This is a genomic window from Levilactobacillus huananensis, from assembly GCF_003946145.1.
GTDB classification, from domain to species: domain Bacteria; phylum Bacillota; class Bacilli; order Lactobacillales; family Lactobacillaceae; genus Levilactobacillus; species Levilactobacillus huananensis.
This window is the reverse complement of sequence record NZ_RHOC01000004.1, coordinates 105,085-131,798: the sequence shown is the minus strand read 5'-3', so window position 1 is coordinate 131,798 and position 26,714 is coordinate 105,085. Positions and strand designations below refer to the sequence as shown.

24 protein-coding genes are annotated in these 26,714 nt (G+C 49.9%); 8 read left to right on the top strand and 16 right to left on the bottom strand.

Going from position 1 to position 26,714, the window contains the following annotated elements; genetic code table 11:
- Positions 1–108 precede the first annotated feature (108 nt).
- The 5 genes from EKM71_RS05115 to EKM71_RS05095 form a co-directional block, all read right to left on the bottom strand.
- The gene (locus EKM71_RS05115) at positions 109–1,440 is read right to left on the bottom strand and encodes a hypothetical protein (protein ID WP_125573577.1); all 1,332 of its coding nucleotides are present in this window, start codon (positions 1,438–1,440) and stop codon (positions 109–111) included.
- Between the two features lie 317 nt (positions 1,441–1,757).
- Entirely contained in the window at positions 1,758–2,420 is a 663-nt protein-coding gene (locus EKM71_RS05110; protein WP_125573576.1) for an ABC transporter permease, read from the bottom strand.
- 2 nt (positions 2,421–2,422) lie between these two features.
- Positions 2,423–3,352: an osmoprotectant ABC transporter substrate-binding protein gene (locus EKM71_RS05105; RefSeq protein ID WP_125573575.1), complete on the bottom strand. Its 930-nt coding sequence runs from the start codon at positions 3,350–3,352 to the stop codon at positions 2,423–2,425.
- A gap of 10 nt (positions 3,353–3,362) precedes the next feature.
- On the bottom strand, positions 3,363–3,989 hold the full coding sequence (locus EKM71_RS05100) for an ABC transporter permease (protein WP_125573574.1): 627 nt from the start codon (positions 3,987–3,989) through the stop codon (positions 3,363–3,365).
- Positions 3,986–5,191: a betaine/proline/choline family ABC transporter ATP-binding protein gene (locus EKM71_RS05095; RefSeq protein ID WP_125573573.1), complete on the bottom strand. Its 1,206-nt coding sequence runs from the start codon at positions 5,189–5,191 to the stop codon at positions 3,986–3,988. The genes EKM71_RS05100 and EKM71_RS05095 overlap by 4 nt, the downstream gene beginning before the upstream one ends.
- 447 nt (positions 5,192–5,638) lie before the next feature.
- On the opposite strand from EKM71_RS05095, the gene EKM71_RS05090 reads away from it, so the two are divergent.
- The gene (locus EKM71_RS05090; RefSeq protein ID WP_125573572.1) at positions 5,639–6,100 is read left to right on the top strand and encodes an NAD(P)H-binding protein; all 462 of its coding nucleotides are present in this window, start codon (positions 5,639–5,641) and stop codon (positions 6,098–6,100) included.
- Positions 6,101–6,299: 199 nt separating this feature from the next.
- On the opposite strand, the gene EKM71_RS05085 is transcribed toward EKM71_RS05090, so the two are convergent.
- The 7 genes from EKM71_RS05085 to purH form a co-directional block, all read right to left on the bottom strand.
- On the bottom strand, positions 6,300–7,538 hold the full coding sequence (locus tag EKM71_RS05085; protein WP_125573571.1) for an MFS transporter: 1,239 nt from the start codon (positions 7,536–7,538) through the stop codon (positions 6,300–6,302).
- 334 nt (positions 7,539–7,872) lie between these two features.
- The gene (locus EKM71_RS05080) at positions 7,873–8,841 is read right to left on the bottom strand and encodes a Dyp-type peroxidase (RefSeq protein WP_125573570.1); all 969 of its coding nucleotides are present in this window, start codon (positions 8,839–8,841) and stop codon (positions 7,873–7,875) included.
- 143 nt (positions 8,842–8,984) lie between these two features.
- A complete protein-coding gene (locus EKM71_RS05075) occupies positions 8,985–10,157 on the bottom strand; it encodes a MalY/PatB family protein (protein WP_125573569.1) in 1,173 nt (390 codons plus the stop codon).
- Positions 10,150–11,004, bottom strand: a complete 855-nt coding sequence (locus tag EKM71_RS05070; protein ID WP_164504726.1) for a DUF3737 family protein — start codon at positions 11,002–11,004, stop codon at positions 10,150–10,152. The genes EKM71_RS05075 and EKM71_RS05070 overlap by 8 nt, the downstream gene beginning before the upstream one ends.
- Before the next feature lie 85 nt (positions 11,005–11,089).
- Positions 11,090–13,165 (bottom strand): hypothetical protein, encoded by a 2,076-nt coding sequence (locus tag EKM71_RS05065; protein WP_125573567.1) that lies wholly within the window; start codon positions 13,163–13,165, stop codon positions 11,090–11,092.
- Positions 13,166–13,178: 13 nt separating this feature from the next.
- Entirely contained in the window at positions 13,179–14,192 is a 1,014-nt protein-coding gene (locus EKM71_RS05060; RefSeq protein ID WP_125573566.1) for a glycosyltransferase family 2 protein, read from the bottom strand.
- 248 nt (positions 14,193–14,440) lie between these two features.
- Complete coding sequence (gene purH / locus EKM71_RS05055) at positions 14,441–15,970, bottom strand: bifunctional phosphoribosylaminoimidazolecarboxamide formyltransferase/IMP cyclohydrolase (RefSeq protein ID WP_125573565.1); 1,530 nt, start codon at positions 15,968–15,970, stop codon at positions 14,441–14,443.
- A gap of 590 nt (positions 15,971–16,560) precedes the next feature.
- Between purH and EKM71_RS05050 the strand changes: the two genes are divergently transcribed.
- The 6 genes from EKM71_RS05050 (at position 16,561) to EKM71_RS05030 (ending at position 22,489) form a co-directional block, all read left to right on the top strand.
- Positions 16,561–17,907, top strand: coding sequence for a GH25 family lysozyme (locus EKM71_RS05050; RefSeq protein WP_125573564.1), 1,347 nt, complete (start codon positions 16,561–16,563; stop codon positions 17,905–17,907).
- Between the two features lie 19 nt (positions 17,908–17,926).
- The gene (locus EKM71_RS05045; RefSeq protein ID WP_125573563.1) at positions 17,927–18,571 is read left to right on the top strand and encodes a hypothetical protein; all 645 of its coding nucleotides are present in this window, start codon (positions 17,927–17,929) and stop codon (positions 18,569–18,571) included.
- 221 nt (positions 18,572–18,792) lie between these two features.
- Positions 18,793–18,954, top strand: coding sequence for a hypothetical protein (locus EKM71_RS11050; protein WP_164504725.1), 162 nt, complete (start codon positions 18,793–18,795; stop codon positions 18,952–18,954).
- Between the two features lie 78 nt (positions 18,955–19,032).
- The gene (locus EKM71_RS05040; RefSeq protein ID WP_125573562.1) at positions 19,033–20,208 is read left to right on the top strand and encodes an AI-2E family transporter; all 1,176 of its coding nucleotides are present in this window, start codon (positions 19,033–19,035) and stop codon (positions 20,206–20,208) included.
- 169 nt (positions 20,209–20,377) lie between these two features.
- The gene (locus tag EKM71_RS05035; protein WP_125573561.1) at positions 20,378–21,817 is read left to right on the top strand and encodes an ABC transporter permease; all 1,440 of its coding nucleotides are present in this window, start codon (positions 20,378–20,380) and stop codon (positions 21,815–21,817) included.
- A gap of 12 nt (positions 21,818–21,829) precedes the next feature.
- Entirely contained in the window at positions 21,830–22,489 is a 660-nt protein-coding gene (locus tag EKM71_RS05030) for an ABC transporter ATP-binding protein (RefSeq protein ID WP_125573560.1), read from the top strand.
- 170 nt (positions 22,490–22,659) lie between these two features.
- Here EKM71_RS05030 and EKM71_RS05025 read toward each other — a convergent pair whose 3' ends face one another.
- The 4 genes from EKM71_RS05025 to EKM71_RS05010 all read right to left on the bottom strand — a co-directional run bounded on the left by EKM71_RS05025 (position 22,660) and on the right by EKM71_RS05010 (position 25,005).
- On the bottom strand, positions 22,660–23,376 hold the full coding sequence (locus tag EKM71_RS05025; protein ID WP_125573559.1) for a B3/B4 domain-containing protein: 717 nt from the start codon (positions 23,374–23,376) through the stop codon (positions 22,660–22,662).
- Complete coding sequence (locus EKM71_RS05020; RefSeq protein ID WP_125573558.1) at positions 23,373–23,888, bottom strand: GNAT family N-acetyltransferase; 516 nt, start codon at positions 23,886–23,888, stop codon at positions 23,373–23,375. Before EKM71_RS05020 ends, EKM71_RS05025 begins: the two co-directional genes overlap by 4 nt.
- A gap of 7 nt (positions 23,889–23,895) precedes the next feature.
- The gene (locus EKM71_RS05015; RefSeq protein ID WP_125573632.1) at positions 23,896–24,348 is read right to left on the bottom strand and encodes a MarR family winged helix-turn-helix transcriptional regulator; all 453 of its coding nucleotides are present in this window, start codon (positions 24,346–24,348) and stop codon (positions 23,896–23,898) included.
- Between the two features lie 165 nt (positions 24,349–24,513).
- Positions 24,514–25,005, bottom strand: a complete 492-nt coding sequence (locus EKM71_RS05010; protein ID WP_125573557.1) for a pyridoxamine 5'-phosphate oxidase family protein — start codon at positions 25,003–25,005, stop codon at positions 24,514–24,516.
- Positions 25,006–25,167: 162 nt separating this feature from the next.
- Between EKM71_RS05010 and EKM71_RS05005 the strand changes: the two genes are divergently transcribed.
- Positions 25,168–26,562: an FAD-binding oxidoreductase gene (locus EKM71_RS05005; protein WP_125573556.1), complete on the top strand. Its 1,395-nt coding sequence runs from the start codon at positions 25,168–25,170 to the stop codon at positions 26,560–26,562.
- Positions 26,563–26,714 lie beyond the last annotated feature (152 nt).

Sequence of the window (26,714 nt, the reverse complement as noted above, 5' to 3'; positions counted from 1 at the left end):
TCTGATTATAGGTGACATTTTGTATGATCTAGTTTAGCGCAAAATCATTGTTAGGGGGTGGTTAATGACTTATTTCACGGTCGCACCGCGACATTAGGTTCAAGCGGCTTAATCTCGTGGACGAACCCAGATCGTTCCCGAGGTGAGTAACAGCGAAATAATGACGAGTGGATAATTCAGTCCGTAAAAATATAGGGCAAAGTGTCCCGCCGACTGCGGGTTGAAGAAGGCTAACAGTGGTCGATGGGTGATCGCACTTAGTATCACCAGTAGGCCAAAAATTCCGAGTTGGCAAAGAAGACCGCCGTAGGTTGAGAAGCGATACTTGTGAATCATCGCAGTGTCGCTATCGACCGTATCAAGGCCATAGAGGGTGGCATTAATGGTGGGGTTGTCGTAACCCACGTAGAGGGCAATAAGGAGCATACCCAGCAAATATGAGCCAATCCAGGGGATTAGTAAGAGTACCTGACCCACGACGACGCCAATCAGGCTGAGATCTCGTGATCGGTTGTCTTCTCCCCGACCCAGTCGATGAAATAGTGGATAGCCGGTCTCAAGTCCCAATAAATAGATGGCAAAGACGACGTACATCCCAGTCTTTCCCAGGTAAAAGTAGGCGAAAAAGCCATTGAAGAGGAGCACCAGACTCACCAAGAATCCGCGGCTCAAGAGGCGAAACTTGTATTGGGGCAAGAGGTGCCAGTCAAAATGAAGCTCCACGAGTAAGATGATTAGAGCGACCCCAATAATTGTTAACGTTAGCCAGATTGGCAAGTAGACGGTGGCTTTCCGCAAGGTGGTTAGAACCGCCATGACGGCAAAGAAGATCAGAGATAGGACCCAACGCCAGCCCTGCTTGAGCGGCTTAATCTGCCAAGGCCGGTCGTCATAGAGACCACGAGTCACCTTTTGAAGGAGCAAGCCACCGGGGATAGCGATCAGATAGAGCAGACCCAACAAGGCAAAGGTCAACGTGTAATTAAACTTGGTCACGATGTCGATGGCGACAATGATCCCAAGGCCGGCGAAGATTAGCCAATAGATGCGTTTCATTTTAAAATTAGTTAGGTTTGTCAGGTGTAATTTTACCGTAAGAAAATACGGCCAGATAGTCGCCGCACTGTACCCCCACAGGAGACTACCAATGATCAGCCAGCCTAGATGTGGAGCAGCGATGGCAAAGATTAGACTTCCGGCAGCGCCCAGCGTCAGGCTCAAAATGAGGTAGGTGGATGCGCGCAAGTGCAGTCGTTTGGTGTAAAAAATACTGGCAGCCCGGGAGACGTAGAAGGCCACTAAGGCGATCAGGTAGGTGGTACTCTGTGTTCGTTGGAAGCGGGCCAAAATGAGAATGTAAGGTAAGATGATGCCAACGTTGGCCAAAAAGTTAAGGGTCCCTACCGAAAAATCCATCCCGGCTTGTTTAGATCGTGTCACGAGGAAGACCTCGCTTTCGTAGATTTTGTTTATAGTATACCAAATATCTCTGTTATGAGGCGGGCACACCTTCACTCTGGTCCCGTTGACCTGACTCTAAGCCTTGCGCCCACGCAATGAACAGGATTGATACGGCGGGGTTTTCGGAAAGCCTTCGGTTTGCCGGAAGTAAGGACTGAGGACCGTCTTTTCAGATTAAAGTCACTAGAAAAGGGTCGAGACCAGACGTCTCGACCCTTATTTAGATTTGTTGATTGAAAGTGCCTAATGGCAACGTTGACTTGAAAATCAGGAGTTTAGGAACCGAGTAATAGCGCCTAATTTTCTGACGAAGTCTTTGGTGTTAAGCGCTTCTCAATGAAGGATAAGACCAGATCGGTGATGATCGCCATTAAGGCCGTCGGTAAAGCACCAGCTAGGATAATGGCCCCACCATTGGTGGCGTTGGTTCCTCGGACGATGATATCGCCCAGACCACCAGAACCAATGAAGGATCCGATCACGGTAATCCCGATGCCCAGTACCAGAGCATTCCGAATACCGGCAATGATGACGGAAAGCGACAGGGGAATTCGAATAGTTTTCATGACTTGAAAACGCGTCATTCCCATCCCCTTACCGGCATCCAAGACGTCAGGGTCGACGCTCAGCATCCCCGTATAAGTGTTCTTGATGATTGGCAACAAGGAGTATAAGAAGACCGTGGCAATCACAGTATTTTGTCCGAGTCCCAGGCCTAACATTAAGATTGACAGCATCGCCAAGGATGGAATGGTTTGGATCACGTTGGCAATCCCAATAATAATTGGCGAGAGCTTCCGGTTTTGTGAGATCCAGATCCCAATCGGAATTCCGACGATGGCCCCAAACAAGACCCCATAGATTGAAACGAGGAACGTCAGGTTGAATTGATTGAGGACGTACATGCCATTATGTGAAAAATAGTAAATTAACTGACTGAATAATCCCATGTCTTTCATGCCTAGTTCCCCCCTTCAAAGTAGTGGTGTTGTTTCAGATAGTTTTTGGCCACGGTCTGTGGTTCTTCGAGTTGATCGTCGACCTGGTAGTTCAGTTGCTGCATGGTCTTCAGTGAGATCTTGCCAACCATGCGGTTGATAACCGGTTTGAGCTCGGGATGTTTCTTTAAGATGGCATCAGTGGCAACCGGACTTCCATCATATGGTGGGAAGAAGTCCTTGTTATCCTTTAACAGCTTAAGATTGTAGCTGCCGACCCGACCGTCGGTGGAGTAACCCAGCACGGCGTCCATCTTATCGGAAGCCAGGGCATCGTAGAGTAACCCAAGTTGCATGGGATAAACAGTCCCGAAGCTAAACCCGTAGTCTTTTTGGAAAGCCGGGTAACCGTCACCGGGACGGTTTTGCCAGATTTGGTCAATGCCGACCTTCATCGTTGGCGCCAGCTTTTTCAAATCACTGACCGTTTCCAGGTGGTGTTTCTTGGCGTAACTCTGCTTGACCATCCAGGCATAGGTATCGGCGAAACCATAGGACTCAAAGTAGGTCATCTGATAACGATCTTCGAAGGCCTTCGTGACCGTCGACTTCACGGTCGATGGATCCCGCTCGAACTTTTCGTTCAAGATGGTGGTCAAGTCGGTTCCGTAGAACCGGATGGAGGAGATGTCGGCATTGCCATTTTTGAGGGCATTAAAGCTGACATTTCCAGATCCGAGGTTGTTGATAATGGTTGAATCTAAATCGGTGTAGTGGTTAATCATGCCCTGAATCATGTAAGCCATGATTTGTTGCTCGGTCGTGTTCTGCGCGGCAATCCGAACGGTATTGTCACCGGAACCCGCTAACCCGGGCAGGCTACAGCCACTCATTGGGATGATTAAAATGACTAACAGAAGTCCGGCTAGCCATCGACGTAAATGTTTTCGCATGACGGACCTCCTATCGTAATTCTCGTGGGGTAACGGTTGCTTCCAGTCTACCTAAGAGGTAGTCGACTACCAGTGCCAGGATGATAACGGGGATTGATCCACCTAAGATAAGGTCGGAACGATATAGATTTAACCCGTTAAAAATAAAGTCACCTAGGCCACCGGCACCAATGTAGGAAGCCAGCGTGGCCCACGCAATCACGTAAGTGGCAGAGAGCCGAATGCCGGACATGATAACGGGAGCGGCCAATGGAATCTCGGCGCGTACCATCGATTGCCACCAGGTCATTCCCATTCCTTTAGCGGCATCACGGACGGCAGGGGAGACCCCTTCCATACCGAGATACGTATTTCGCAAGATGGGAAGTAAAGAATAGATAAACAGGGCGACAATCGCGGGTGTAGAGCCAATCCCAAAGATGGGAATCATCATGGCTAACAGCGCCATGGCGGGGATGGTTTGCAGCACCCCGGCCAGGGTAATCACAGCGTTAGCCCCGTGTTTCATCCGCGTAAGCAGAATTCCCAACGGAACCGCCACAATGATCCCCAGCCCCAGTGCAGCGGCTGAGATGTAGAGATGTTGACCGGTCTTACTTATTAATTGCATGCCATAAGTTTGCAGAAAGTGAATCATTGTGATGATTCGCCCCCTTCATGAGTTGCGGCGGCGTGGATGTCGGCATTGATTGGTGAGGCTGGTTCTTCATCAGTTGCCGGTGCCCCACGCAGGGCATCGTAAACGATGTCGACTAAGGCCGTCCGCGTGACGATACCAACTAAGTGCTTCTTGGCATCGACAACGGGAACGTTTTTAACCCCCTGTTTCAGAATTCGGTCAACCGTATCGCCAATCAGTGAACTGGCCTGGACATAGAAGACCTCGCGATTGGTAAAGCGACTGACAGGGGTCGTGGCGTCCGTGATCCGGTTGATATCATCCAGATCAACGTAGCCTTCGAGCACGCCGTCAGCGTTGGTGACCAGCAGTGTATCGACACGGCGGCTATGCATCAGGTCAATGGCATCATCTAACGTCTTGTCTGGCGTAATTGCCGCGGGGTTCTTTAACATAATTTGACTGACGGAGAGAATATTAGGTTGCGCTCTGATTAGACGTTCTTCCCCGATTAAGTTGGTGACGAATTCATTAGCGGGATGCCGCAAGATGTTATCCGGCGTATCGACTTGGACTTGCTTGCCGTGGCTCATAATGACCACGCGGGTGGCAAGATGGAGGGCTTCATCCATATCGTGAGTCACGAAGATAAAGGTCTTCCCCAGGTCTTCTTGGAGTCGCTTGACCAGTTCCTGTAAGGATTCACGCGTGATGGGGTCTAAGGCCCCAAAGGGTTCGTCCATGAGGATGATATCCTGATCGGCAGCCAAAGCGCGCACAACCCCGATTCGTTGCTGTTGCCCACCGGAGAGTTCACCGGGGTAACGGTTTAACATCTCTTGAGGAAGCTGGGCGAGGTCGATCATCTTAACGGCTTGCTTGGCCCGCTTTTCCTTGGACCAGCCCAACAACTTAGGGACGATTTCAATGTTTTCTTGAATCGTCATGTGAGGCATTAAGCCCACGTTTTGAATGACGTAGCCGATGGAACGCCGTAGTTTAACGGGATCCATTTTAGCAATGTCTTTCCCATTGATTTTAATGGTTCCTGACGTTTGATTTAACATGCGGTTGATCATCCGCATGGTGGTCGTCTTTCCGGAACCAGACGTCCCAATAAAACAAATGAATTCGCCGCGATCGACTTGTAAGTTGAAGTCGTCAACGGCGAGCTTGCCATTGGGATATTCTTTGTTTAAATGTTCCATTGAAAGTAGCATAGATTAACCTCCTGTATAGTGGTGTTGCGCCCGAGGGATCCTCGGGAAAAGAAATAACGATCGGTGTGCCAAGGTGGCGCACGCACGGCGGGCAACCTGGAGACCGGTCGTATTTGATTGTGAAACTAACGAATTTAGTTGTTGACTAATTTTACCTGAAACCGATGATTTTTCCAAATGAAGACTATTGCTGGTGTTGATAGTCACATGGACTGCATGGCCAGTGATCCTTTAATGGCAAGGGGTTGATGGCCGAATTGCCGCCATTGAAGGACTTAATCTATTCAAGCATAACATATTTGGCCAGATGTTGGATAAGAATGGCCTAATTGAATGGCTTGAAAACCGTGAGAGGTGGTCGTCATTTTTTTCAAATGAGGGCTTGCCTTCGACCTACTGTAACCCCGTATAATACGTCATATCAGTAAAAAGAGAGGAAGATCACCTTTGAAAAATATCTTAATCGTCGGCGCTTTAGATTCGTCAGGACAAGCCTTTGTTCATCAGCTAAGCAACCTGAATTCGGTTAATTTGACCGTTTATACCCCGAGCCAGGTGACCTTACCCGGCAGCGTTACCGGTCTAACTGGCGAACTAATTGACGAGGGCGGTCTGAGTGCTGCCATGTTGGATCAGGATGCCGTTGTGGCTCTGGTACCCACGATTCGTCTCGCTGCCGTAACACAGACCATTGTCACGGCGGCTCAAGCCACGGGGACGTCACGAGTCGTGGTCAGCCGCACCGATGACATTGACGAACTCCCGGGTGAGTTACGTGCCGCCCAACGGGCCTTGATTGCCCTGCAGACAGCCGATCTGGTTACCGGACTCGGCAGTGTACGCGCGCTATTGGGGCTACCAATGGTGGTTTCCAGTGCTCAGCCACGGGTATCTGGCTTAGCTGGTTAGATAGGAAAGTACGCGGAACAATGCCCCATCTAGCAGGGGTAAGCGGCGTCAGTTGCTTTTTATGCCGTATTATACATTTGAAATATAAAACGAGCCTGGGGATGCGATCTCAGACTCGTTTTTTGTATTCGATTGAACCCGACTTAATCAGCTGGAACTGCCACTGATTGGTCAGCCGTTACGTTAAGGACGCCGGTAACTAATCCGCCACCTGAGCCTGTGGCTTCCGGATTTCCGGAACCAGCCACCAGACCAAGCCAAGGTTAATGAGCATCAACATCGCTGTTGAAATGAAGACCGCATTATAGTTGAAAACCCCTGCGATCCAGCCACCTAGCAGAGACCCCAGCATATTACCGATCGATTGGAAGGATTGATTCCAACTAAAGACGGTGGAGGTCAGCGCGACGGGGGAGTTCTTGGTCAGGAGTGTTTGAATCTCTGGGAACAAGGCCCCATCGGAGATCCCGATCATGAAGCGCAAGATCCCCAACATCCAGACGCTGGTGACGAACCCTTGGGGAAGGTACATCAATGTGGCAAAGATATACCCAAAAATGAGGACCCGCCCGGAACCATGCTTGTCGCCATAACGCCCAAGGCGCGGGGAAGCAAAGATATTGGAAACTCCGGGGAGAGCTGCAATGATTCCGGCAACCACGGTGATGGGGCCGACATTATGCATGAGTTCCTTCACATAGAGACTGATGATTGGGGAGATTGAAATGTTCCCAAACTGTACGATTAACGTTGAACTCAGTAGGACCAAAATTAATTTTGGATTCGGGAAGGCAGCCAACGGGTTATGACTCTTGCGTCCGTCGGCGTTGGTGGCTGGTGCGACCGGCTTGAACTTTTCTTCCACAAAGATCCAACTCAAGAAGAAGGTCGATAGTAGGAGCAATGCCGTGATGAAGAAGGTCAGGCGAATGGAGAAGATCTGGGCTAGGATACCCCCGATTACGGGCCCCAGCAACATCCCACTGGTTACGCCGGTCATCAGGGTACTCAGCGAAGCGCCAGAGTGTTTCCGCGGTGTCTGAGAAGCCACGAGTGCCTGCGCGTTAGAGATGAACCCGGCGAAGACCCCCTGCAGGGCACGCAAGGCCACTAATTGCCAGACGCTGGTTGCGAAGCCCATCAAGGCCATAGCAAAGGCCGTCCCCAATGAGGCCCGCAGCAACATGAGTTTACGGCCTTTGCGGTCGGCAACCATTCCCCAGAGGGGCGATGCGATGGCACTGACAAAGAAGTCGGCGGCGTAGACCAGACCACTGTACATGGTGACCTGGGATTTGGTATAGTCTCCTAAACTACTAATATATAATGACAAAAATGGCATGATTTCACTGAAAGCCATGCCGGCAACAAACGTACAGAACCAAAGAACCCGTAGATTACGACGCCACGGGCCACTTTCTCTCTCGGCTTCATCCAAAGTGAGTCAACTCCTTTATGGGGATAGATTAATTGATGATCTGACCAAAAGTCACACCCACCAATTTGATTTATTCGTTAGTATTAACCCCACTAACATACCCTCATAAGCCCGAAACGTCAATATCTCGGCGCTTTTTGTATGCGCTCGCAATTGTTTAATAATGCCCGGTTCCGCGATAATTATTTTTTATTTCAAATTAGACACTGGGTGTTCTAACCGGAAGACACCGGTTAAAACCGTCGCCGATTAGGAAGCATACAGCAAACAAAGACTCCCGAGACCAGCCCTAAATTAGTGGCAAGGTCTCGGGAGTCTTAAGGTTTAAAATGGGTTAATCGTCCGGATAGTCTACCGGAAAGAGATCGCCATCCGCAATACGGGCCAGTAGAGACCACGCAGGGATGAAGAAGGCGTTTCCCGTGATTGGCGTACTGAAGTCCAGTAGTCGGTCACTTTGTGTAAACATGTTCTCAAGCATGCGTTGCGTGACAGTGAAGTGGCGAGCGTAGCCAATAAAGTAAGTGCCGGTTACGCCGCGGATTGGGTCACCATAGGGGACATTCATGCGAACAATCTTATGCTCCACGCCATCATCATTGTCTTGGGAGGCCAAGTTGTGGGCGTTAGGCAATTTGTCATCGTCGTAGAGTTCCTGATCGCTGAACTTGTGACGACCGATGGCCCGTTCTTGGTCCTCGGTAGCCAGATTGTTCCAAGCATCCAGATTGTGGGTGTATTTCTGGGCAAAGGCGTAAGAGCCGTTAATGAATTCGGGATCTTCATCCCCAATGATGGCATAGTCTGGGGCTTCGGGTCCCGCCGGATTCTCGGTGCCATCGACGAACCCAATGATGGCCCGACCTTCGAAGTAGCGAAAACCGACTGTCTCATCCACGACGCTCGTCCAGCTGTGGAGAAATTCATGGAGCTCGGCAGCCATCTCATAGACGACGGCCATATCATTAGCGCGAATATGCAAGAAGAGATCGCCGGGCGTGGCTGGTGCCGTATACTTGGGACCAACGACCGGTTGAAAGTCGACGAGCTCTTTTGGCGGTCGGATTGTTGGAAATAGAAGTTGCCAGGCGCTGGCCCCCAAACCAAACGCTACGCGGAGCTCGGCTTGAGGGTAGCGAACGTTTAAGCTGCGTTCGGTGGCCCCTAAGCGATCGGCAAAACAGGCCATGGCCTCACGTGCTTTGATGCGGTCACTTCGATCAATGAGCAAGGTGGTAAATAACACGTTTTTACCGGCATCACGAAAGACGTCCTGGACGTCGGCAAGGTTAATTTGTGGCATAGTGACTCCCCCTCAATATCAGAATGTTTATACCTAGGTTGAGTATATCAGGGGGCTAATAAATGGTTTCGCTGGCTGACCGCTAAGTGGGTGGAAAGTTGGGGAAATTAAAAAACCAGCGATTGAAATCGCTGGTTTTTTGATTAGTTGTTTTGTTGACGAAAAGCTTGGAGACCACGTTTGAGGCGGTTCAAACCGTCTGTGAGACGTTCGGCTGGACAAGCCACGTTGATGCGCACAAAGTCGTGACCATTGCCGCCGTACACGGCACCAGCGGTAATGAAGAGACCGGTCTGGTGGCGAATGACCTGACAGAGAGCGGTGGTGTCCGTTGTGACGTCGCGACAGTCGATCCAGACCAGATAGGTGGCATCGCCGGCAATCACGTGCAGATCGGGCAGGTTTTTCTGTACGAACGCGGTGACGGCTTGGCGGTTAGTCGTGATCTGGTGGTTTAAGTCGTGCACCCAGTCGGCACCGGTGGTGTAGGCCGCGATACTGCCATCGATGGCAAATGCGTTGGGTTCGGCCAATTCATCTGTGTTGATCCCGCGGTCGACCACATTGCGGCGGTTTTCGTCGGGGATGATTAGAGTGGCGGCATGTAAGGCCGCGACGTTGAAGGTCTTGCTAGGAGAAACGGCTGTGATGCTGACAGCGGCGCAGGTTTCACTTGCCGAGGCGAAGGGGGTGTAGCCCTTGCCAGGGGTGGTGATATCCCCATGGATTTCGTCAGAAAAGACGGTCACATGGTTGGTGGCGGCTAGGTCGCCGATCCGGCGCAACTCGTCTGGCGTCCAAATCTTACCGATTGGATTATGCGGGTTGCAGAGAATCATCATACTGGTTAACGGATCTGCCAGCTTAGAAGCGAGGTCGTTCCAGTCGATACTGTATTGATTATCAGCGTAGTGGAGGTCACTGGAAAGAACATGGCGACCGTTGTTCACGATTGAATTATAGAAGATATTGTAAACGGGGGCTTGTACCAAGACATTGTCGCCCACGTGACTCATTCGGCGCACGGCCGAAGAGATTGCGGGGACCACACCGGTGACGAAGCGCATCCAGTTCGTTTGAGGCGTCCAGTTGTGTTCCGTCGTGAGCCAGTGCTGGACAGCATCGAAGTAGTCTTGTGGGACTTCTTCGTAACCAAAGATACCAGTAGCGGCCTTCTTTTGAATGGCGGCGACGATACCAGGCGCCGTTCGAAAGTCCATGTCAGCCACCCACATGGGAAGTTCGTTATCGGCCACGTCCCATTTGACGGAGTTCGTATGACGGCGGTCGACCATTTCTGAAAAGTCGTTACTCATGAGTGACCTCCTCAGTGGTAATCGTCGTCCGACTGCGATCGATGGCGGGATCGTCAAAGATGATGTCACCAATCGCTGGAGCTGATATCCGGCCGTTAATGGGATTTTTCACGCTGTCGATGGTCGTGTTGATTGTGGCATCAATATCAGAACAGTATTCGAAGGACAGGTTCGTATTGACCAGAGAACAGTTGCGCATGGTCAGATGATCAACGTAACACAGGCCTTGTTCACTTTCCAACCAGCAATTAACGAAGGTGATATTCTTGGTGTTCCAAGCTAAATATTCTCCGATGATGGTTGAATCGTAGATAGTGACGTTGTCACAATTCCAAAAGGCATCGTGGGTGATGAAGGTGGCGTTATGAATCTCGACGTTCTTGCTACCGTCAAAGGCGTAGTTTCCGTTGATCTTCAGGTTGTTAGCGACCACATTGGTGCTGTTCATGCCAAAGTAGTCTCCGGTAGCGGTGACGTTGTCTAAGTGAAGATCGTCACACCACCAAAGGGTTTCACCGGCATCGGCGAAGGTTACGTCATCCAAGTGGAGATTTTGCGCATGCCGGAAAGTCTTGGTGGCTCGAATCATGCTGTGGGCCATAGTGAGATCCTTGGCATACCAAGCACCAGCGTGTGCAGCTGGTTGCCAGGTTGTGTGATCCAACTGTGTGTGATCGGTGTACCACAGGGGATACTTGTACTTGAAAATGGTGTGGTCGATGGCTAAGTTCTTCCCGTGTTTGAGTGGGGATTCCCCGTCAACAAAGATACTATCAGTAATGTGAAGGTCGTGGCCTTGAAATAAGGCCCGTTCCCCGGTTAATGTTTGTTGCTTAATTTCTTTCAAATTAGTTGCTCCTTTGATATGACGTGTTCTAGGTCTATTGTAGGACCTTCGAGCCACTCTAGGGCAAGTCATTTGTTAGAAAGTGTTAGATCTGGCGCCGATACCAGTAGAACCGATCGATAATCAGCAAGCCACTGAGCCAAATGGTCCCCAGAACTAACCAGAATTGACGGCGATCGATGACTGGGGCCACGTTGCGCTGTGTGAGGTGGAAGCGAAGATACTGGTCGGGATGACCGACGATCGGCTGTGGTAGGACAGGGAACGTCGCTGGCGCTGTTACGAATTTGACCGGGGTCGGTTGAAGATTGGTGATCGTCAGACGGTAGTGGCCCGCGGGCTGTACGGGTAGGATTTGTTTGAGTTGAATCAGGGGATCCGGATCGGGTGAGTGCCAGACAACTTTACCTTGGTCATTACGCAAGGTAAGCCGGCCACGGAACGGGAAGTTAGGATCGATAGACAGTTGGTCAAAAGCAATTGGCGCCGTCAATGGTTGTGTGAGACTTCTACCCGGTTTGAGTTTAAAGTGGTGGTTTTGGAAGTACCGGCCTTCATTTTGGGTAAGCACGTAGATGGGATTGTCGACGGGTTTTGTGGTGAGGCCATTATTCTGCCAGGCACTGACCAGAATAAGACCACTAAAAACCAAGGCCATTCCCAACGGAATCCAGCGGCTGCGGGTTGACCAACGCAAGAGATTAAGTGGTTGGCGATAACCTGCTGCGGTGCCAGTGACTAGGAGGGGCAGAATTGGCAGGGCATAGCGTTCCTCGGTTTCCCAGAAGATGACGTGAAAGCAAATCAGGCCAATGACGAAGAGCCCCCCGATGAGGTAGGTTGCACGCAGTCGTCGGCGACGAATCTGCTGGAGACCCCAGCCACAGGTGACGATGAGCAGTGCCAGGTAATTAAGCTGACACCAGTTGGCTAAAAGCCAATCAACTGTGTTGCGCTGCTGCCGATACCAGTTGGGTGCCTGCTCGAATTCTGGTGAGATTTGAAAGGCGTCGAAAGTTCCAGTGGCTAAGAAGAGTTTGGCCTTTTGGGCGAGGTGATAAAGACTTCCTCCAATTCCCAATGTGTGCCAGGATTCTTCTAAATGTTTCTTGGCCAAGGCTTGCTTGCGGGCAGCGGTGGGTTCATCACGAATGGAATCCACATCAGGACGACTGTACTCGCCATGCGTTGTGGGGTTCCAGCTCATGGCGATCCAACTGGTCGCCGGTAAGGCTAGAGCAGGATCTTGTTGGTAACCAGCGGCACGTTGAATGGCATGGCTCCCACCAATACCGGCTCCTAGCATGACGATCAATAGAGCTGTGATGCCAGTCCGGGCCAGCCAGGGCCGAGGACTCGCATTGTCGACCAGCCAGAGGCCCAAGATAACCGCAATGACTAGGACAATGAAGTTGGCTTTAATGAGTACAGCAAAGGTTAGAAAAAGACCGACAAATAAAGTCCAGCCTAGTCGTTTAGGCCACGTGGAAGCATGCAATAGGTGTGATAAACCGGCCAGAACGAGCAGGCTAATTGGCAAAACGGCGAGATCACTATAAGTGTTGAGTGCGTAAGCATAGAGTGGTACCGTGCCGATGATGATAATTAAGAAGAGGTGGCCACGAGCGATGTTGTGGCGACGAAGCACCTGCCAAAGGGCCAGCAGGCCACAATCTAGCCAGGCAAATTGAATGAGGTTGAGATCGATGCCACTGAGGGTGGTCCCAAACATTCGGGCCACCTTCATTAGACCGGTCAAGACCAGCGTGAAGTTGATGTTATTGGGATAAGTGTAGAAGTAAGTTGACCAGGAAGTGTCACCGTGAAGCAACGTTAAAGCTTGCTGATGAACGAAGTAGAGGTCGGCCCTGGGGGCATTTACCCAGTTGAAAGCGACGACCAGTTGGATGGCCAATAAGAGGCCCCAAAGCCCCCAACTGAGCCAGCGATGTTGAGTTGCGGTGCGGCGATGAAGCCAGCGAAAGAGTAGGCCCAGCATGCCCAGGTAGACGCCCGCTCCCAGTAAGATCACAAGTGGACTTAGCCAATCGTGATCGGTTCGAAATTCGACAGGGTTCACACCGGCCAACACGCCGGTCAGAAACAGAGTCAAACTGATGAGGCCGACTAAGCCAGTCGTTAGGCGTTGGCGTGTGGTCATGAGAGGTCCCTCCTTAGTTAACAGATTGGTGCTCGTGTTGTTGTGTTATCGTGAGCGAAGCTGCTAGGAATGCAGTGGAAAAGGTTTCCGTTTGGATGATGTAATGTGGTCGGTGTTGCGTTTCTCTGAGAATCTGGCCGACGTACTGGCCAATGACGCCCAGACCGACTAATTGTAGGCCACCGAGTAGCCATAAGGAGGTCAAAAGTGTTCTGTCGGTGGTGAGGCCATTTAGGTGTAGCCCTAATAGCCATAACAGGACAATTGTCGCGGCGGCACAAATGGTGAGACCCAAGTACATGATGGCACGGAGTGGGGCTAAGGATAGCGAAAAGATCCCACTTAAGGCGAAACGCAACATTCGCTTGAGCGGATACTTCGAGGTGCCCGCTGCCCGTGGCTGGCGCTTGTAATAGAGCTTCGTGCTGGGGAAACCTAGCTTCGGAATAATCCCCCGAATAAAAGGTGCAGATTCGGTATAGGTCATCAGCGCGGTGACGGCCCGGTGGCTGAGCAGGCGGAAGTCAGAATGGTTTGGAACCAGCTCGACTCCCAGCTTACCCATGGTCCAGTAAAAGGCCTCAGCCGAGGTTCGTTTGAACCAGGTATCGGTGGAACGGTCATTGCGGACGCCGTAGACGATATCAAATCCTTCCTTGGCTTGCTGAACCATGGCGCCAATGACGCGGGGGTCATCCTGTAAGTCGGCATCGATAGTAATAATGAGATCGGAGAAGGGATGGGCAACTTGCATGCCCGCCATGAGTGCGGCTTCTTGGCCAAAGTTGCGGCTGAACTTCAGTCCAGTAAACAAGGTGTCTGCCTGCCGGAGTTGCGTGATGACAGCCCAAGTGTGATCGTGGCTGCCATCATCGACAAAGAGAATTTTACTGTCATTGGCAATCTGGTTGCTGTCAATGAGACGGTGCAAAATGGCGCTTAAGACCGGTGCGCTCTTGGGTAACATTGGTTCTTCGTTATAACACGGCACAACTAAGGTTAGCCGTGGTGCAGTTAGTGTTTTCATTCAGATCAGCTCCCCCAGTAAATCTAAGTTCGAACAACTTATTCTGAGTCGATGATAACTGGATAATTCCATTATGCGGTAAATTGCGCTTAAATTAAATGACTTTCTTCGGCAAGTTACTAATGGGTCTCAAGTGTTCTATCGAGGTCAGTGAAAGTGTTCTTAATAATGTTAAATCATGTCATCAACAGAAAAGGCGCATAGCGGTTCCAAACGATGAAACCGCTATGCGCTTAGGGACGTGGTTTTTAATGCCTGAAGTGGCGATGATTGGTGAAGACTAAGGCGACGTTGTGTTCGTTGGCCATGTCGATGGAGGCCTGATCACGAATACTGCCACCCGGTTCGGCAATGACGTGAATCCCATGCTCGGCGGCATATTGGACACAATCAGCCATTGGGAAGAAGGCGTCAGATACTAAAACAGCGTGATCATAGTTAGGTTTCTCCTCGGCCTTATCCACCGCGATCTTTAAAGCATCGATCCGATTCATCTGTCCGGGCCCAATGCCTAAGGTCTGGTCGCTGGTGTTGACGACAATGGCGTTACTCTTGACGAACTTAATCGCCTTTAGGCCAAAGGCAATGGCAGCGAGCTGTTCTGGCGTGGGTTGGGCAGTACTGACAGTCTGAAAGGTTGCGGGATCATCGATGATTTCATCACGTTCCTGGCGTAAGAGACCACCGCGAACACTGACCAATTCATCTGATTCAGCATCGTTGGCCGCGCTAAAATCGACGGTCAACAATCGCAGATTTTTCTTCTTTGCGAGCACCTCGTAGGCGTCGTTGTCGAAGGCTGGGGCAATGATAATTTCTAAGAAGAGTTGATGCATCTTCTGGGCAGTGGCTAAGTCTACTGGTCGATTAAGGACGACGATGCCACCAAAGATCGACATGGTGTCAGCGGCATAGCATTTGTTCCAAGCCCGTTCGAGTACCTCGTCGGTTCCAATCCCACACGGGTTCATATGCTTTAAGGCCACGACGGTGGGGGCACTGAATTCGCGAATTAGTCCCAGTGCGGCGTCGGCGTCCTTAATGTTGTTGAAGGAAAGGGGCTTCCCGTGGTGTTGTTCTGCCGCGGCGATAGAGAACGGAGACGGCTGGCAGTCCTGGTAGAAGGTGGCTGTCTGTTGCGGGTTTTCACCGTAGCGTAGGGCTTCCTTTCGTTTGTAGGTGAGGGTCAGCGTATCCGGCTTGGCCTCGTCTGTCAGGTAGGTCGCGATCACGGCGTCGTAGTGGGCCGTGTGGTGAAAGACTTTGGCAGCCAGATGTTTTCTAAATGGTTGCGTATCACGATGGGTCACTAAGGCCTGCCCAACTTGATCGTAATCGGCTACGTCACAGACGACGAGGACATCCTGATAATTTTTGGCGGCGGCTCTGATGAGGCTTGGACCACCGATATCGATCTGTTCGACTGCCGCGGCTAACGTGACACCTGGTTGACTGATGGTTTCGGCAAAGGGATAAAGATTAACGCAAACCAGATCAATGGGTGTAATCGCGTGTGCGGCCAATGTTTGTTGATGACGAGGGTCGTCTCGCTTGGCGAGGATTCCGCCGAACACCCGTGGGTTGAGGGTCTTAACGCGGCCGTCTAACATTTCTGGAAATTGGGTGACGTCTTCGATGGGAATTACGGGGATGCCGGCATCGGCAAGGACGGCTTGGGTACCGCCGGTCGAGACCAGTTCAAAGTCATTGGCAATTAACGTATGAGCAAAGTCGACAATGCCTGTCTTGTCGGCAACGCTGAGTAGGGCACGGCGCATAAGATAACCTCCTAATTGTGAGTAAAAGCTGTTAGGGTTATCATACGGGAATTGTCCTGAACAATCAACGGGAACAATTTATAATAATTCGTATATTTACGAAGAGATCGCCAGGATAGAAAGTAAAGTGACCGATCTATAAATCCTTTTATATTGGGACATTCTTTATCAGTATTTAATAAACTAGAGAAACAACACTAAAATCACGGATGACCACTATTTACGAACAATGCTCAGAGGAGACGGGAGAGTTGTTATGTTTGATTCCAGGCACCTAGATAACCTGATAAGCAATTCACCATCTCGTACATATAGCCTTTTTCCCTATTAAACTACCTAATCATTTTCCAACCAGATAGTCACTAGTATCATTGATTTAACGGCGTTCTTGTAATAAATATAATTGTAAAATGCGGTAATCGAACTGAAACCCTGCTGTTATCAAATGCACATTTAAGAAGCCTATCCTTAAAGATGACTTTAAGCGTGAGGTGGTGAGCAAAGCATCGGGGAGATTCGGGTGTCGGGGAAGCAGACACACCAGTTTTAGGAGTAGGGCACACCAAATTTTAAGTAGGGAAGTGCCAATTATGTCAACTAATCATCGTTGGGCCAAGCGGGTAACCCAAGCCGCGGTTGCCGCCAGTGCCCTCGTTGGATTCGCTTGGGGCGGTCAAGCCGTCGCCAGTGCCAGCACACTAGCCATTCCAGATATTCCCGAATGGCAGGGAAAGTTAACGGCAACACAGGTTTCAAATTTAAAGCGTCAGGTGTCATTTGTCATCAACCGGCGGCAGTATGGATCATCCTACGTGGACAAGTATGCTGCCAATAATACCGCCCTGTACGCCAAGTATGGGATTCCATTTGGAGAGTATGATTATGCGACCTTTACCAGTGCAGCGAGTGCTAAGGCGGAAGCCAAGAATTTCTATAATCGATCAAATAAGAATGCCAAGTTCTATGCCCTGGATTTCGAGGAAAATGATGTGACTTCTGGGACCACAAACGCCGCTGTTAAGGCCTGGTATGACGAAATGAGTTCACTGACTGGCAAAAAATTAATTTTCTATTCTTACCAATCTTTTGCCACAACCTATGCCAACAGTGCACGAACAAAATTCGACGCCCAGTGGATCGCTAACTATTCCTACACGCCGACAATTTCTTTTGCACTGTGGCAGTATACGGATAGTAATTACCTGTCTTCATTAGGTGAGGCCACGGATAATAGTCGGGCCGAAACGTCGGTTCATCCAATCAGTTGGTGGACGGATGGTGTGGCGACGGCATTAGCGCATAGCTATTCGTACAGTAGTTTCCGTTCCGGTCAGCACGTTTATTTACATAAAGGGGCTTCCAAGTATGTTGATCGCTCGAAGATTGACAAGGCCGATCGTCAGAAATTCTACACGATTTCCGACGTCAAGCCACTGACCATGTCGAACTCTAAGCAAGAACTGTATATTAAGGAATTGGGCCAGTGGGTCCTGTCCCAGGACGTTACCGGCTATTGGGTCGGTCAACACGGAGCCTTCAATTTACACGATAATGTGAATATTTATTCCGATTCTAGTCTGACCAAGAAGACGGGACAGAAATACAAGAACGGCACGCAGGTCGCTGGAACCGTTGTTAAGGCACCGGATGGCAAATCGTATCGTATTAAGACTAACAAAGGGTATATTACCGCCAATTTAGCACGGCTAAACCATGCCTATTTTGAAAGTATGAATGCGACGAAGACAATTACCACCAAGCAAAAGATTTATGCCTACAATAAGACGTCTATGACCAAGTCGAGCCGCGTTAAGTCGTATCGGAAGGGCACGACGCTTAAGGTTTCAGCGATTAAGAAACGCGCCACGGGCTCGCGGTATTACGTCTTAACCAATGGGACTTACGTCACGGCACTGCATGCCCATGTCAAGAAATAAGTGGAGAGGTTGGATGAAAATGCAACGTAAAACGAAATTGATTACGGTGGTCACGGCGACGTTGGCAGTATTAGCACTGGGGTCCGGCAGCGTGCTTCAGATGCACGCGGCTAACGATGTCAGTTCCACGGGCCAGACGGTAGCGCCCAATTCGGCGTCCGTCGATGGCACGAAGGTGACGGCGACTACGGCTAGCGGAACCAAGCAAAATTATACGGTTAAATATACGGATCAGAGTACCGGTGATCAATCCACGACCCTGCAAAAGAAGACCTACGGATCGCGTGCCACGGCCAAGGATCAAGTGGATTACGTCGGTAACGCTGATGGCGAAAAAGTTAAACTGAACAAGTCGACAAGCGCTGTCGTTCAAGGGGTTATGGGACATACCTACGTCCATTGGACCAAGGGCGATTGGTCGGTCACGGCGGTTACCAGTAACGCCGATCAGACGGGAACGCCGACTCAATTTGCTAAGCAGGTCAATCAACAATTGCGCAAGAGTAGCCTGCCTAAGCATGCAGATACTGGGGCTGTCACAGTCTACAGCAAGACCGATGATGACAAGGACAACACGGTGACCTGGCAAGACGGTAAGCAAACCTATACCGTCAAAGGACAAGCCGCCGACACCACGGTTAAAGTGGCACAGAACACGAAGTGATGGGAAGAGTGTGGAACATAAGGTGGTTAGTTTGCGAGCATTAACGTGAGAACAGGGGCTATGCCTGGTCTTGGCATAATTCTTGTTCTCGGGTTAAGCGCAACAAACTGCCTTGTTGCGCACGTTTCGACACTATAATGACCAAAACTAAAATCAGTTTTTTCAGAAGAAAGTCTTTCTGAAAAAGCTGATTTTTGAGTGATGTCCCAGAGCTTTTTCTGATGCTAAAATTGGCACACCTGCGACTAAAATGTGGGAATCCCCAGACGACTAGTCTGCCTCACAAGGTGGTGGCCGTGGGTGGCTTGGTCGAAGACAAGATTGAACATGAGGATCGGATCACGTTCTATGCCCCTTTCATTAATTTCAGTATGAGCGGGTAGAAGAATTCGAGATTCGGGCTAGTCATAGCCGCCGCTGAGCCGTAAACTAGGAGTAAGTTAACTTGGGGAGGGGTCGTTTTGAATAAACTGCGACAGCCAGAGTCGGGATTTTCTTGGTTCTACCAACGGTTTTTGAACAATCATATTACAATATTATTGCTAAATATTTTTTTACTTTTATTAGTGGTCAATGAGCTCGTCCAAAACGCCGGTCTGTTGGATCCAGTTTGGAAGTTTATTGGCATCACGGCGCCGGCAATCGTGGTCGCGGGAATCCTGTATTACGTCCTCGATCCGTTTGTTCACTTCATGGAACGCCGGTTGAAGTTGAAGGAGGGTCTGGCGATTGCAATTGCTATGATAGTGACCATTGCCATTATCGTCGTGATCTTCCTCATGCTGATTCCATTTCTTACGAAGCAAACGACCGGGATTATTGCGGCCTTACCGCAGTTTGCCAACGATGTGATGCAAAAACTCAATACCATGAATCAGAAACATCACTGGGTATCGGCGGCTAATCTCGCCGAGATCAATCATCGGGTGACGACTTACTTCTCCCAGCGGGGGTGGAATATTCTGACGGGAACCCTGAGTTCTCTGGGGAATGTGGTGACCACGGTGAGCGATTGGATTATCACGCTGATTACGGCGCCAATGGTCCTTTTCTTCATGTTGAAAGATGGATCGCGATTCCCACATTATATTAGTCAAGTTGTGCCAACGGCCTACCGGGAACGCTTCGTCGTCATGCTCGACAAGATGAATGCTAAGGTGAGTTCCTATGTCCGCGGTCAACTCACGGTGGCACTATGTGTCATGATTATCTTCACCACGGGTTATTCTATCATTGGGTTGCCCTATGCCATCTTGATCGGACTTATCGCGGGACCACTGAATCTAATTCCATACTTTGGGTCGGCGATTGCGCTGATTCCAGCGATCATCATGGGAGTTGTGACGAGTCCGTCGATGTTACTGGGTGTGGTGATTGTTTACCTGATTGAATGGGTCTTGGAGACGCAAGTCTTATCGCCACTGATTATGGGAAACAGTCTGGCCATGCACCCGATTACCATTGTCTTTGTCTTACTGGCAAGTGGTAAGATGTTTGGCCTGATCGGGGTTATCTTTGGGGTGCCGGGATTTGCCGTCCTCAAAGTCCTGGTAACGACCGCTTTTGAGTGGTATCAGGAGTACTCAGCACTCTATCCGGACGTCTTTCCCCCCGAAGATAAGTTGGGTGAGCCTTAACGCTTTATTAACAGCGTCATTAATTTAGGAAAAGAGTCTAAACGGCGGTGTCCTGCAGGATGCCGCCGTTTTTGAGTCGCAGATAGGCGGTGTTACAGACCGTGTTTTAGGTTTGCGATAAGCCCAGTTTGCCATAATCGATGACAAGTTATGAATGGAGGCGACGCGCATGAACTTTTTCAAACGCGCTTGGTTAAATATCTGGGTGAAGAAAGGACGATCACTGTTACTGATTCTGGTTTCGTCTGCAATTTTGATGTTTGTGTTGGCCGGATTACTGATCCGGAGCGCAGCGGTTAAGGCGACTGAAACGGCTAAGAATGAGGCTGGTGCCACCATGACACTATCGGCCAATCGGCAGGCAGCTTTTAAAAAGATGCGTCAGAACAGTAGTCGTTCCAGTAGCAAAACCAGCCGGCCGAAGTTAACACTGACACCGGTGAAATTAAGTGATGCGACGAAGATCGCCAAGCTCAGTAATATCAAGACGAGCAATGTGACGAGTAGTACCTCGGCGAATGCTAAATCCTACGATACGGTCTCAACGACCAGCGGTATGGGTGGTAATGGTGGTGGCCCGACTGGTATGAAGTCATCCGCAAGTTCTGGTGATACCCAGATTGATGGGGTCACTGCCACGAGTTTGACCACAACCTTTAGTGAGGGTCAAAGTAAGATAACTAAGGGGCGCGGTATCACGGCAAACGACAAGAATACGAACAACGTGGTCATTGAAAAGGAGTTGGCCAGTCAAAACAACTTGACTGTTGGAGATACCATGACACTCAAGAAGACCAGTGGTAATAAGGCCACCGTGACGATTAAAGTTGTGGGAATTTATACGGCTAGCTCGACGAGTTCGGCTAGTGCTGGGCCGATGAGTACTGATCCCGCCAATACGATCTATGCGTCATACACCTTGGCGAATACGATTAAGGGGAGCAAGTACGCCGGGACAGCCGATTCGGTCACCTTTAATGTGACGAATCCGGCCAAGGTCAGTACGACTAAGAAGGCTGGTAATCAGCTGATCAGCAGTCAGTATTCTCTGAGCACCGACGACGCCAGTTATCAGTCAGTGAAGGCATCCATGGCTAATGTGGCAGGTTTCGCCAACAAGATTGTTTGGTTGGTCGCCATTGCGGGAACCGTTATTCTGGCTTTGATTGTTATCTTAATGATTCGCGAGCGGCGCTTTGAAATCGGGGTGCTCTTATCCCTCGGTGAAGCGCGTTGGAAGATCGTCGCACAGTTCTTTACGGAAATGTTGATGGTGATTGTAGTGGCAATTGCGATTGCGGGCGCTGGTGGTAAGTTTGTCGGCAATCAGCTGGGGTCACAATTGGTTTCTCAGAGTACCACGACGCAAACAACCACGAACGCCACGTCCGACCAACCGGGCGGCCAACCTGGTGGCACTAAGGGCAGTGGTCCTGGTAACAGGCAGGCCGCCAGCACCAAGGCGAAGGATCTCAATTTAGAGATTGCGGTAAGTGCCGTTGATCTCGCCGAACTTGGCGGTTTTGGCTTAGCCATCACCTTTCTGTCGATTATGATAGCTGCCGGTGGGATTATACGATTGGAACCAAAGAAAGTACTGATTTCCTAAGGAGGATTGTCGATGTTAAAAATACAAGACCTGGGATACTGGTACCAGGATGAAGCACACCCCTTGTTTCAAGGGATTAATCTGACATTCGAGTCAGGTAAGTCCTACGCTATTCTGGGGCACAGTGGGACCGGGAAGACGACCTTTCTGTCACTGATTGCCGGGCTCGACAAACCAAAAGCGGGAGAAATCTTATTGGGTGACCACGCGTTAAAGCAGATCGGACTAACCAACTATCGCCGTCATGATGTCGCGATTGTGTTCCAGGCGTACAACCTCTTTACCTATATGTCGCCGATGAATAATCTGCTGACGGCCATGGCCATCACGGAAGCGGAGCATGCTGGTGATCGTGCGTATGCCAAACAGATTCTAAATGACCTTGGGATCGGAGATAACCTAGTCGATCGCAACGTCCAGCAACTGTCTGGTGGGCAACAACAGCGAGTGGCCATCGCGCGCACGATGTGTTGTGATGCACAGGTGATTGTGGCTGATGAACCAACCGGAAATCTTGATGAAGATAACACGAAGGCCGTGATCGCACAATTTCAGCGAATCGCGCATGAACAGAATAAGTGTGTGATCATTGTGACGCATGAACCAGATGTGGCTGCACAGTGCGATCATCAGTACCGCTTGGAGAATAAGCAGTTTACGAAGTTGACTTAAATTCTATGCTGGTCGCCTTCGGCTAAGATGGTTTGTTCGTCACTAACGCAACGTGTAGGTCACTAGGCGCATAGCTTAACTGATACAAACAAAAAATCACCATAGGTTCCGTCAATAATGACAGAGCCTGTGGTGATTTTGATGTCGTCGTTAACTCAAAGAATGCGGTGTTAGTCCACTAAAGTCGTGGCCGCATGATCGGCGGTTAAGAGGGTGGTCGTGCCAGTGACCTTGAAGTAGTGTTCGCATAGGTTCTTCAATTCCTGAATGGCTTCGCTAGCCCGGGTGGCTTGATCGGCGTTGATGGCTTCGATAACCAGCACGGCGTTCGTGGTGTCTTCCGTCAGCATGGTTCGTTGGGCTTCACGCCAATTAAGGCTTCGGCAGATGGCACCATCGTTGTCATAGTAGATCATTTCGCCTGGTAGAGCAGGAGAGTCTTCAGTGTCGCCTAAAGGACGGAAGCCTTCGCCACCCTGAGCGAGGCCGAGGTGGAGGTCACCAGCGATGGCGTCGATATTTTCGCCCCCACAGGGTGAAGCGTATTTCAGTGAAATACTGTTGTAGATGTCGACCAACGGGTTGATGGGACTGAGGTGCTTGCCTTGACTGATCCGCTTGAGGAGGGCTTCGATTGATGAACGAGCGCCCTTCTTAGTCTTGAACTTCCGTAAGGCATCCCGCCATTCGGCGATGACGGCATTTTCTCTAAAGGTGTCGTCTGTGATGAACTTTTCAGCTTCGGTAGCCCCGTCGTTAAGAAGGGTTTGGAAGTAAGGATCGTCAGCTTCGTTGACATGATTGTCGATACCTTTGAGGGTTAGAATGCTGATTTGCCCTTGGGGGAATAGTTCCCAAAAGGATGGATCGATGATTGCTTGTTTCATAAATGAACATCTCCAAATTTATATTTTTTGGTCATGATGAGGTCGGTTTGTATTGCTGACCCCAATTGAAAGGGGTGGCTACCAATTGGGCGGAACCCCTGAGCCACGTAAAACTTGAATGCTGGCAGGTTGTGTTCCCACACGGCGAGGCGCAATTCATGTTTAACTTTTGACTGAGCAAGATGTGCCGCGAAGGCAATAGCTGCGGCACCGTATCCTTGGCGTTGCGCGCGCGGCGTGAGGTAGAGTCGTTGAATCTCTAAATAATCTGGGTGAGTAACCAGCTTAAGGTACCCGCAATTCTCGTTCGCCGTCTGGATAAAGATGAACTGACTGCTGGGATCACTTAGTTCGTTCGCCAATTGGCTGGGGCTGAAGGCCTGAGTCAGGTAAGCTTGAAGGTCCGTCGAGGTATTCTGGGTTCCAAAGGCATCAGTGAAGGTGTCGATGCTGAGACGGCGCAAATCAGCTAGCTGTTGGGGACTGACAACGGTGAAAGTTGGGTTAGTCATGGGCCACTTAATACTGACGTTTCTCACCGCGTTTAACGGTGTTGTAGTCGTCTTCGATATTTTTCGCCACTTGTTCAAGAAGATCGTGCAACTTCATCTGGTCGTCAGGTGAGATTCCAGTCAGGGCGACCTCGTTAGAGTACAGATTCTCCCGGTGAATGAGGGGGTAAACCTGGCGGCCCTTTTCGGTAACGTAAATCTGCTTTTGTTTTTTGTCGGCGGGATTCACCTTGCGCGCAAGTAGGCCATTTTTTTCCATCTTTTGAATGGCCCGAGCTGCCGTCGTCTTGTCGACTTTGATTAGATTAGCCAGGCGTTCCAAAATGATGCCGGGATGCTCATAGACTCGAACTAAATAAAGATATTGACCACGGGTGAGATTAACTTCCTTGAACTCGATGTTAGCGATCGTATCCAGTGCACGATCGATGATGCCAATGGATCTTAGAATATCTGGCAAATTCCCATCTCCTTTAAGCTGATTTTTAAAGTCACTGTCGTCCCCTGATAAGCGTAGATAGCGATAGTTTCCAAAAACGCGTAGGCCTAGTATAAAACGTTTAAGTTGCATTTGCAACTAATAATTTTAAAAAAAGAATCTGGGCAACCGCCCAGATTCTGTTGATTAGTTTTTGTCTTTAGTGGCTTCCTTAGCGGTCATGCTGGTGACATCGATTCGAATAACACCGGTGTATTCGACATCTGCCGGTTTCAAGGAATCATCACGGCTACCCAGCTCGTGGTCGAGAATCAGTTCTAAGGCTTCTCGCTTTTCCTTCAAATCAGTGACCAGGCTGGCATTTCCAGTTCCCATAATACTTTGGTAGGCGTACCCGTTGTTCGACAATTCGCCATCAGGCGTGTCATAACGTTCTGCCTTGGCCACGATGTCGAAGGCGACGTGACCATCTTTGGCGATTAGCTCACGTTTCTTACCTTCTGGCGCCCCGTGAAGGTAGAGGTGGAGTAGGCCATCTTCATCAAATTGGAAACCGTAGTTCGTTGGAACCACGTAAGGATAATCACCGTCGTGAATGGCAGTGTTGATGACGTGTCCCGTCCTTAAAAAAGCCTTGACCTTGATTAAATCGGTAACTTGTAGATTTTTTCGACGCATAGCGAAATACCTCCTCATTCGATATCTCAATTATAGCGCATTTTACAAGGATGAAACCGCTTTTCCCGACCTGATCAAGTTTTCCGAGAATTCAATAAGGTATTCTTTTTAAAGTGGTGCTATGATGACCTTGTCTCTAAAACACAAAAAGAGGTCCTACAAATGACAGTATTCAGTGCATATTCTGATGAAGAAATTCTCGACTACCTGATAGCTCAGGTTAAGGATGGCACGGTGGAAACCGATATGGCCACGCTCAAAAAGCAATCGTTCAACGCCAATGCTTCTGGTGGTGAAAGTGGTCTGGCTCGGGCCTTCATTGAAGTTGAAAGTGTCGCCGATATTCAGGGGGTTCTGCGAACCGCACGGAAGTTCCACTTGCCAGTCATTCCGCAAACCACTGCAACCAGTACCGTTATTGGTTCTGATGGTCAGACGGGCGCCTTGATTCTTTCGACTCGGCAAATGAATCGAATTCTAGAAATTGATAAGGAAGATTCCGTCGCGGTGGTTCAACCCGGCGTGGTTAATGGTGATCTGGATCAGGCTGCGAGAAAACGAGGATTGTTCTACGCGCCGGACCCTGGTTCTAAGCCCATTTCATCCATCGGTGGGAACGTCTCAACCAATGCCGGCGGGATGAGTACTGTTCGTTATGGGGCGACCAAGGATAATGTCCTAGGATTGAAGGCGGTCTTAGCGGATGGTCGTGAGATCAAGTTGGGCGGTCGAACGTTAAAGCAAGCCTTCGGCTATGACTTGACCCAACTCTTCGTGGGGTCTGAAGGGACCCTCGGAATCATCACTGAGATTACTGTAAAGTTAATGCCAATTCCATTGGGTCAAACCGTCATGGGGGTTGCCTTCTTCGGTAACATGGGGGCATTGGCTAAGGCCGTCACAGCCATTCGAATGTCCGGGGTTTATCCAACGATGTTGGAAGCCTTGGATGGGAATACAGTCATTGCCTTGGATAAGTATGAACATACCCATTATGCGACGACTAGCGGGGCCATGTTGATCTTTAAACTCGAAGGCTCCAGTCCTGAATCCATGGCCGTAGTGAAAGATCTTTTGGCGAAGTACGAGGGCCAAAATGTCCAGGTCACGGATGACGAACAAGAACAGGCAGATCTGGAACAATTACGGCGTGACATGTTACCCGCCGTCTTTGCTGGTCAGAATCATTTGATGGAGGACATGGCCATGCCACTCTCTAAGCTAGCCCCGATGATGGATTACCTTCAAGATTTAGGGAAGAAGTTGGGGATTACCATCTATACTGCCGGTCATGCTGGTGATGGGAATGTCCACCCAACGTTCGTTTGGCCTAAGGACGAAGAAGCAGTGCCAGAGGTCATCATTGAGGCCTTACGCCAGACCTTCTGGAAGACGCTCGAACTGGGTGGAACTATCTCCGGTGAACATGCCGTGGGGATGATTAAGAATCAGTGGAACAATCCCGAACTCGGCGAGACGGTTGATCAACTCCAACACCAGATTAAAACATTGTTCGATCCGATGAACATCTTAAATCCCAAACGGAAGATCGATTAAAAACACGTTGCTACCGCGTGGTAATCTGCTTGTGGGTGTCGGACGAGGCGATCACGCTTCGTATCAGACCGTGGGTAGTGGTTGTTTTCAAAAAAATAAATAGAATGAAAAATCGTCTGATCAGTCTCGTCTTATCGGGGCCTGGTCAGGCT

Excerpts from the sequence above, each read along its gene's own strand:
- EKM71_RS05110 (WP_125573576.1), bottom strand. The coding sequence starts at position 2,420 with ATGAAAGACATGGGATTATTCAGTCAGTTAATTTACTATTTTTCACAT.
- EKM71_RS05065 (WP_125573567.1), bottom strand. The coding sequence starts at position 13,165 with ATGACCACACGCCAACGCCTAACGACTGGCTTAGTCGGCCTCATCAGT.
- EKM71_RS05030 (WP_125573560.1), top strand. The coding sequence starts at position 21,830 with ATGTTAAAAATACAAGACCTGGGATACTGGTACCAGGATGAAGCACAC.
- EKM71_RS05035 (WP_125573561.1), top strand. The coding sequence starts at position 20,378 with ATGAACTTTTTCAAACGCGCTTGGTTAAATATCTGGGTGAAGAAAGGA.
- EKM71_RS05080 (WP_125573570.1), bottom strand. The coding sequence starts at position 8,841 with ATGCCACAAATTAACCTTGCCGACGTCCAGGACGTCTTTCGTGATGCC.
- EKM71_RS05095 (WP_125573573.1), bottom strand. The coding sequence starts at position 5,191 with ATGCTACTTTCAATGGAACATTTAAACAAAGAATATCCCAATGGCAAG.
- EKM71_RS05010 (WP_125573557.1), bottom strand. The coding sequence starts at position 25,005 with ATGCGTCGAAAAAATCTACAAGTTACCGATTTAATCAAGGTCAAGGCT.
- EKM71_RS05105 (WP_125573575.1), bottom strand. The coding sequence starts at position 3,352 with ATGCGAAAACATTTACGTCGATGGCTAGCCGGACTTCTGTTAGTCATT.
- EKM71_RS05050 (WP_125573564.1), top strand. The coding sequence starts at position 16,561 with ATGTCAACTAATCATCGTTGGGCCAAGCGGGTAACCCAAGCCGCGGTT.
- EKM71_RS05100 (WP_125573574.1), bottom strand. The coding sequence starts at position 3,989 with ATGATTCACTTTCTGCAAACTTATGGCATGCAATTAATAAGTAAGACC.
- EKM71_RS05060 (WP_125573566.1), bottom strand. The coding sequence starts at position 14,192 with ATGAAAACACTAACTGCACCACGGCTAACCTTAGTTGTGCCGTGTTAT.
- EKM71_RS11050 (WP_164504725.1), top strand. The coding sequence starts at position 18,793 with ATGCTAAAATTGGCACACCTGCGACTAAAATGTGGGAATCCCCAGACG.
- EKM71_RS05075 (WP_125573569.1), bottom strand. The coding sequence starts at position 10,157 with ATGAGTAACGACTTTTCAGAAATGGTCGACCGCCGTCATACGAACTCC.
- EKM71_RS05020 (WP_125573558.1), bottom strand. The coding sequence starts at position 23,888 with ATGACTAACCCAACTTTCACCGTTGTCAGTCCCCAACAGCTAGCTGAT.
- EKM71_RS05025 (WP_125573559.1), bottom strand. The coding sequence starts at position 23,376 with ATGAAACAAGCAATCATCGATCCATCCTTTTGGGAACTATTCCCCCAA.
- EKM71_RS05005 (WP_125573556.1), top strand. The coding sequence starts at position 25,168 with ATGACAGTATTCAGTGCATATTCTGATGAAGAAATTCTCGACTACCTG.
- purH (WP_125573565.1), bottom strand. The coding sequence starts at position 15,970 with ATGCGCCGTGCCCTACTCAGCGTTGCCGACAAGACAGGCATTGTCGAC.
- EKM71_RS05045 (WP_125573563.1), top strand. The coding sequence starts at position 17,927 with ATGCAACGTAAAACGAAATTGATTACGGTGGTCACGGCGACGTTGGCA.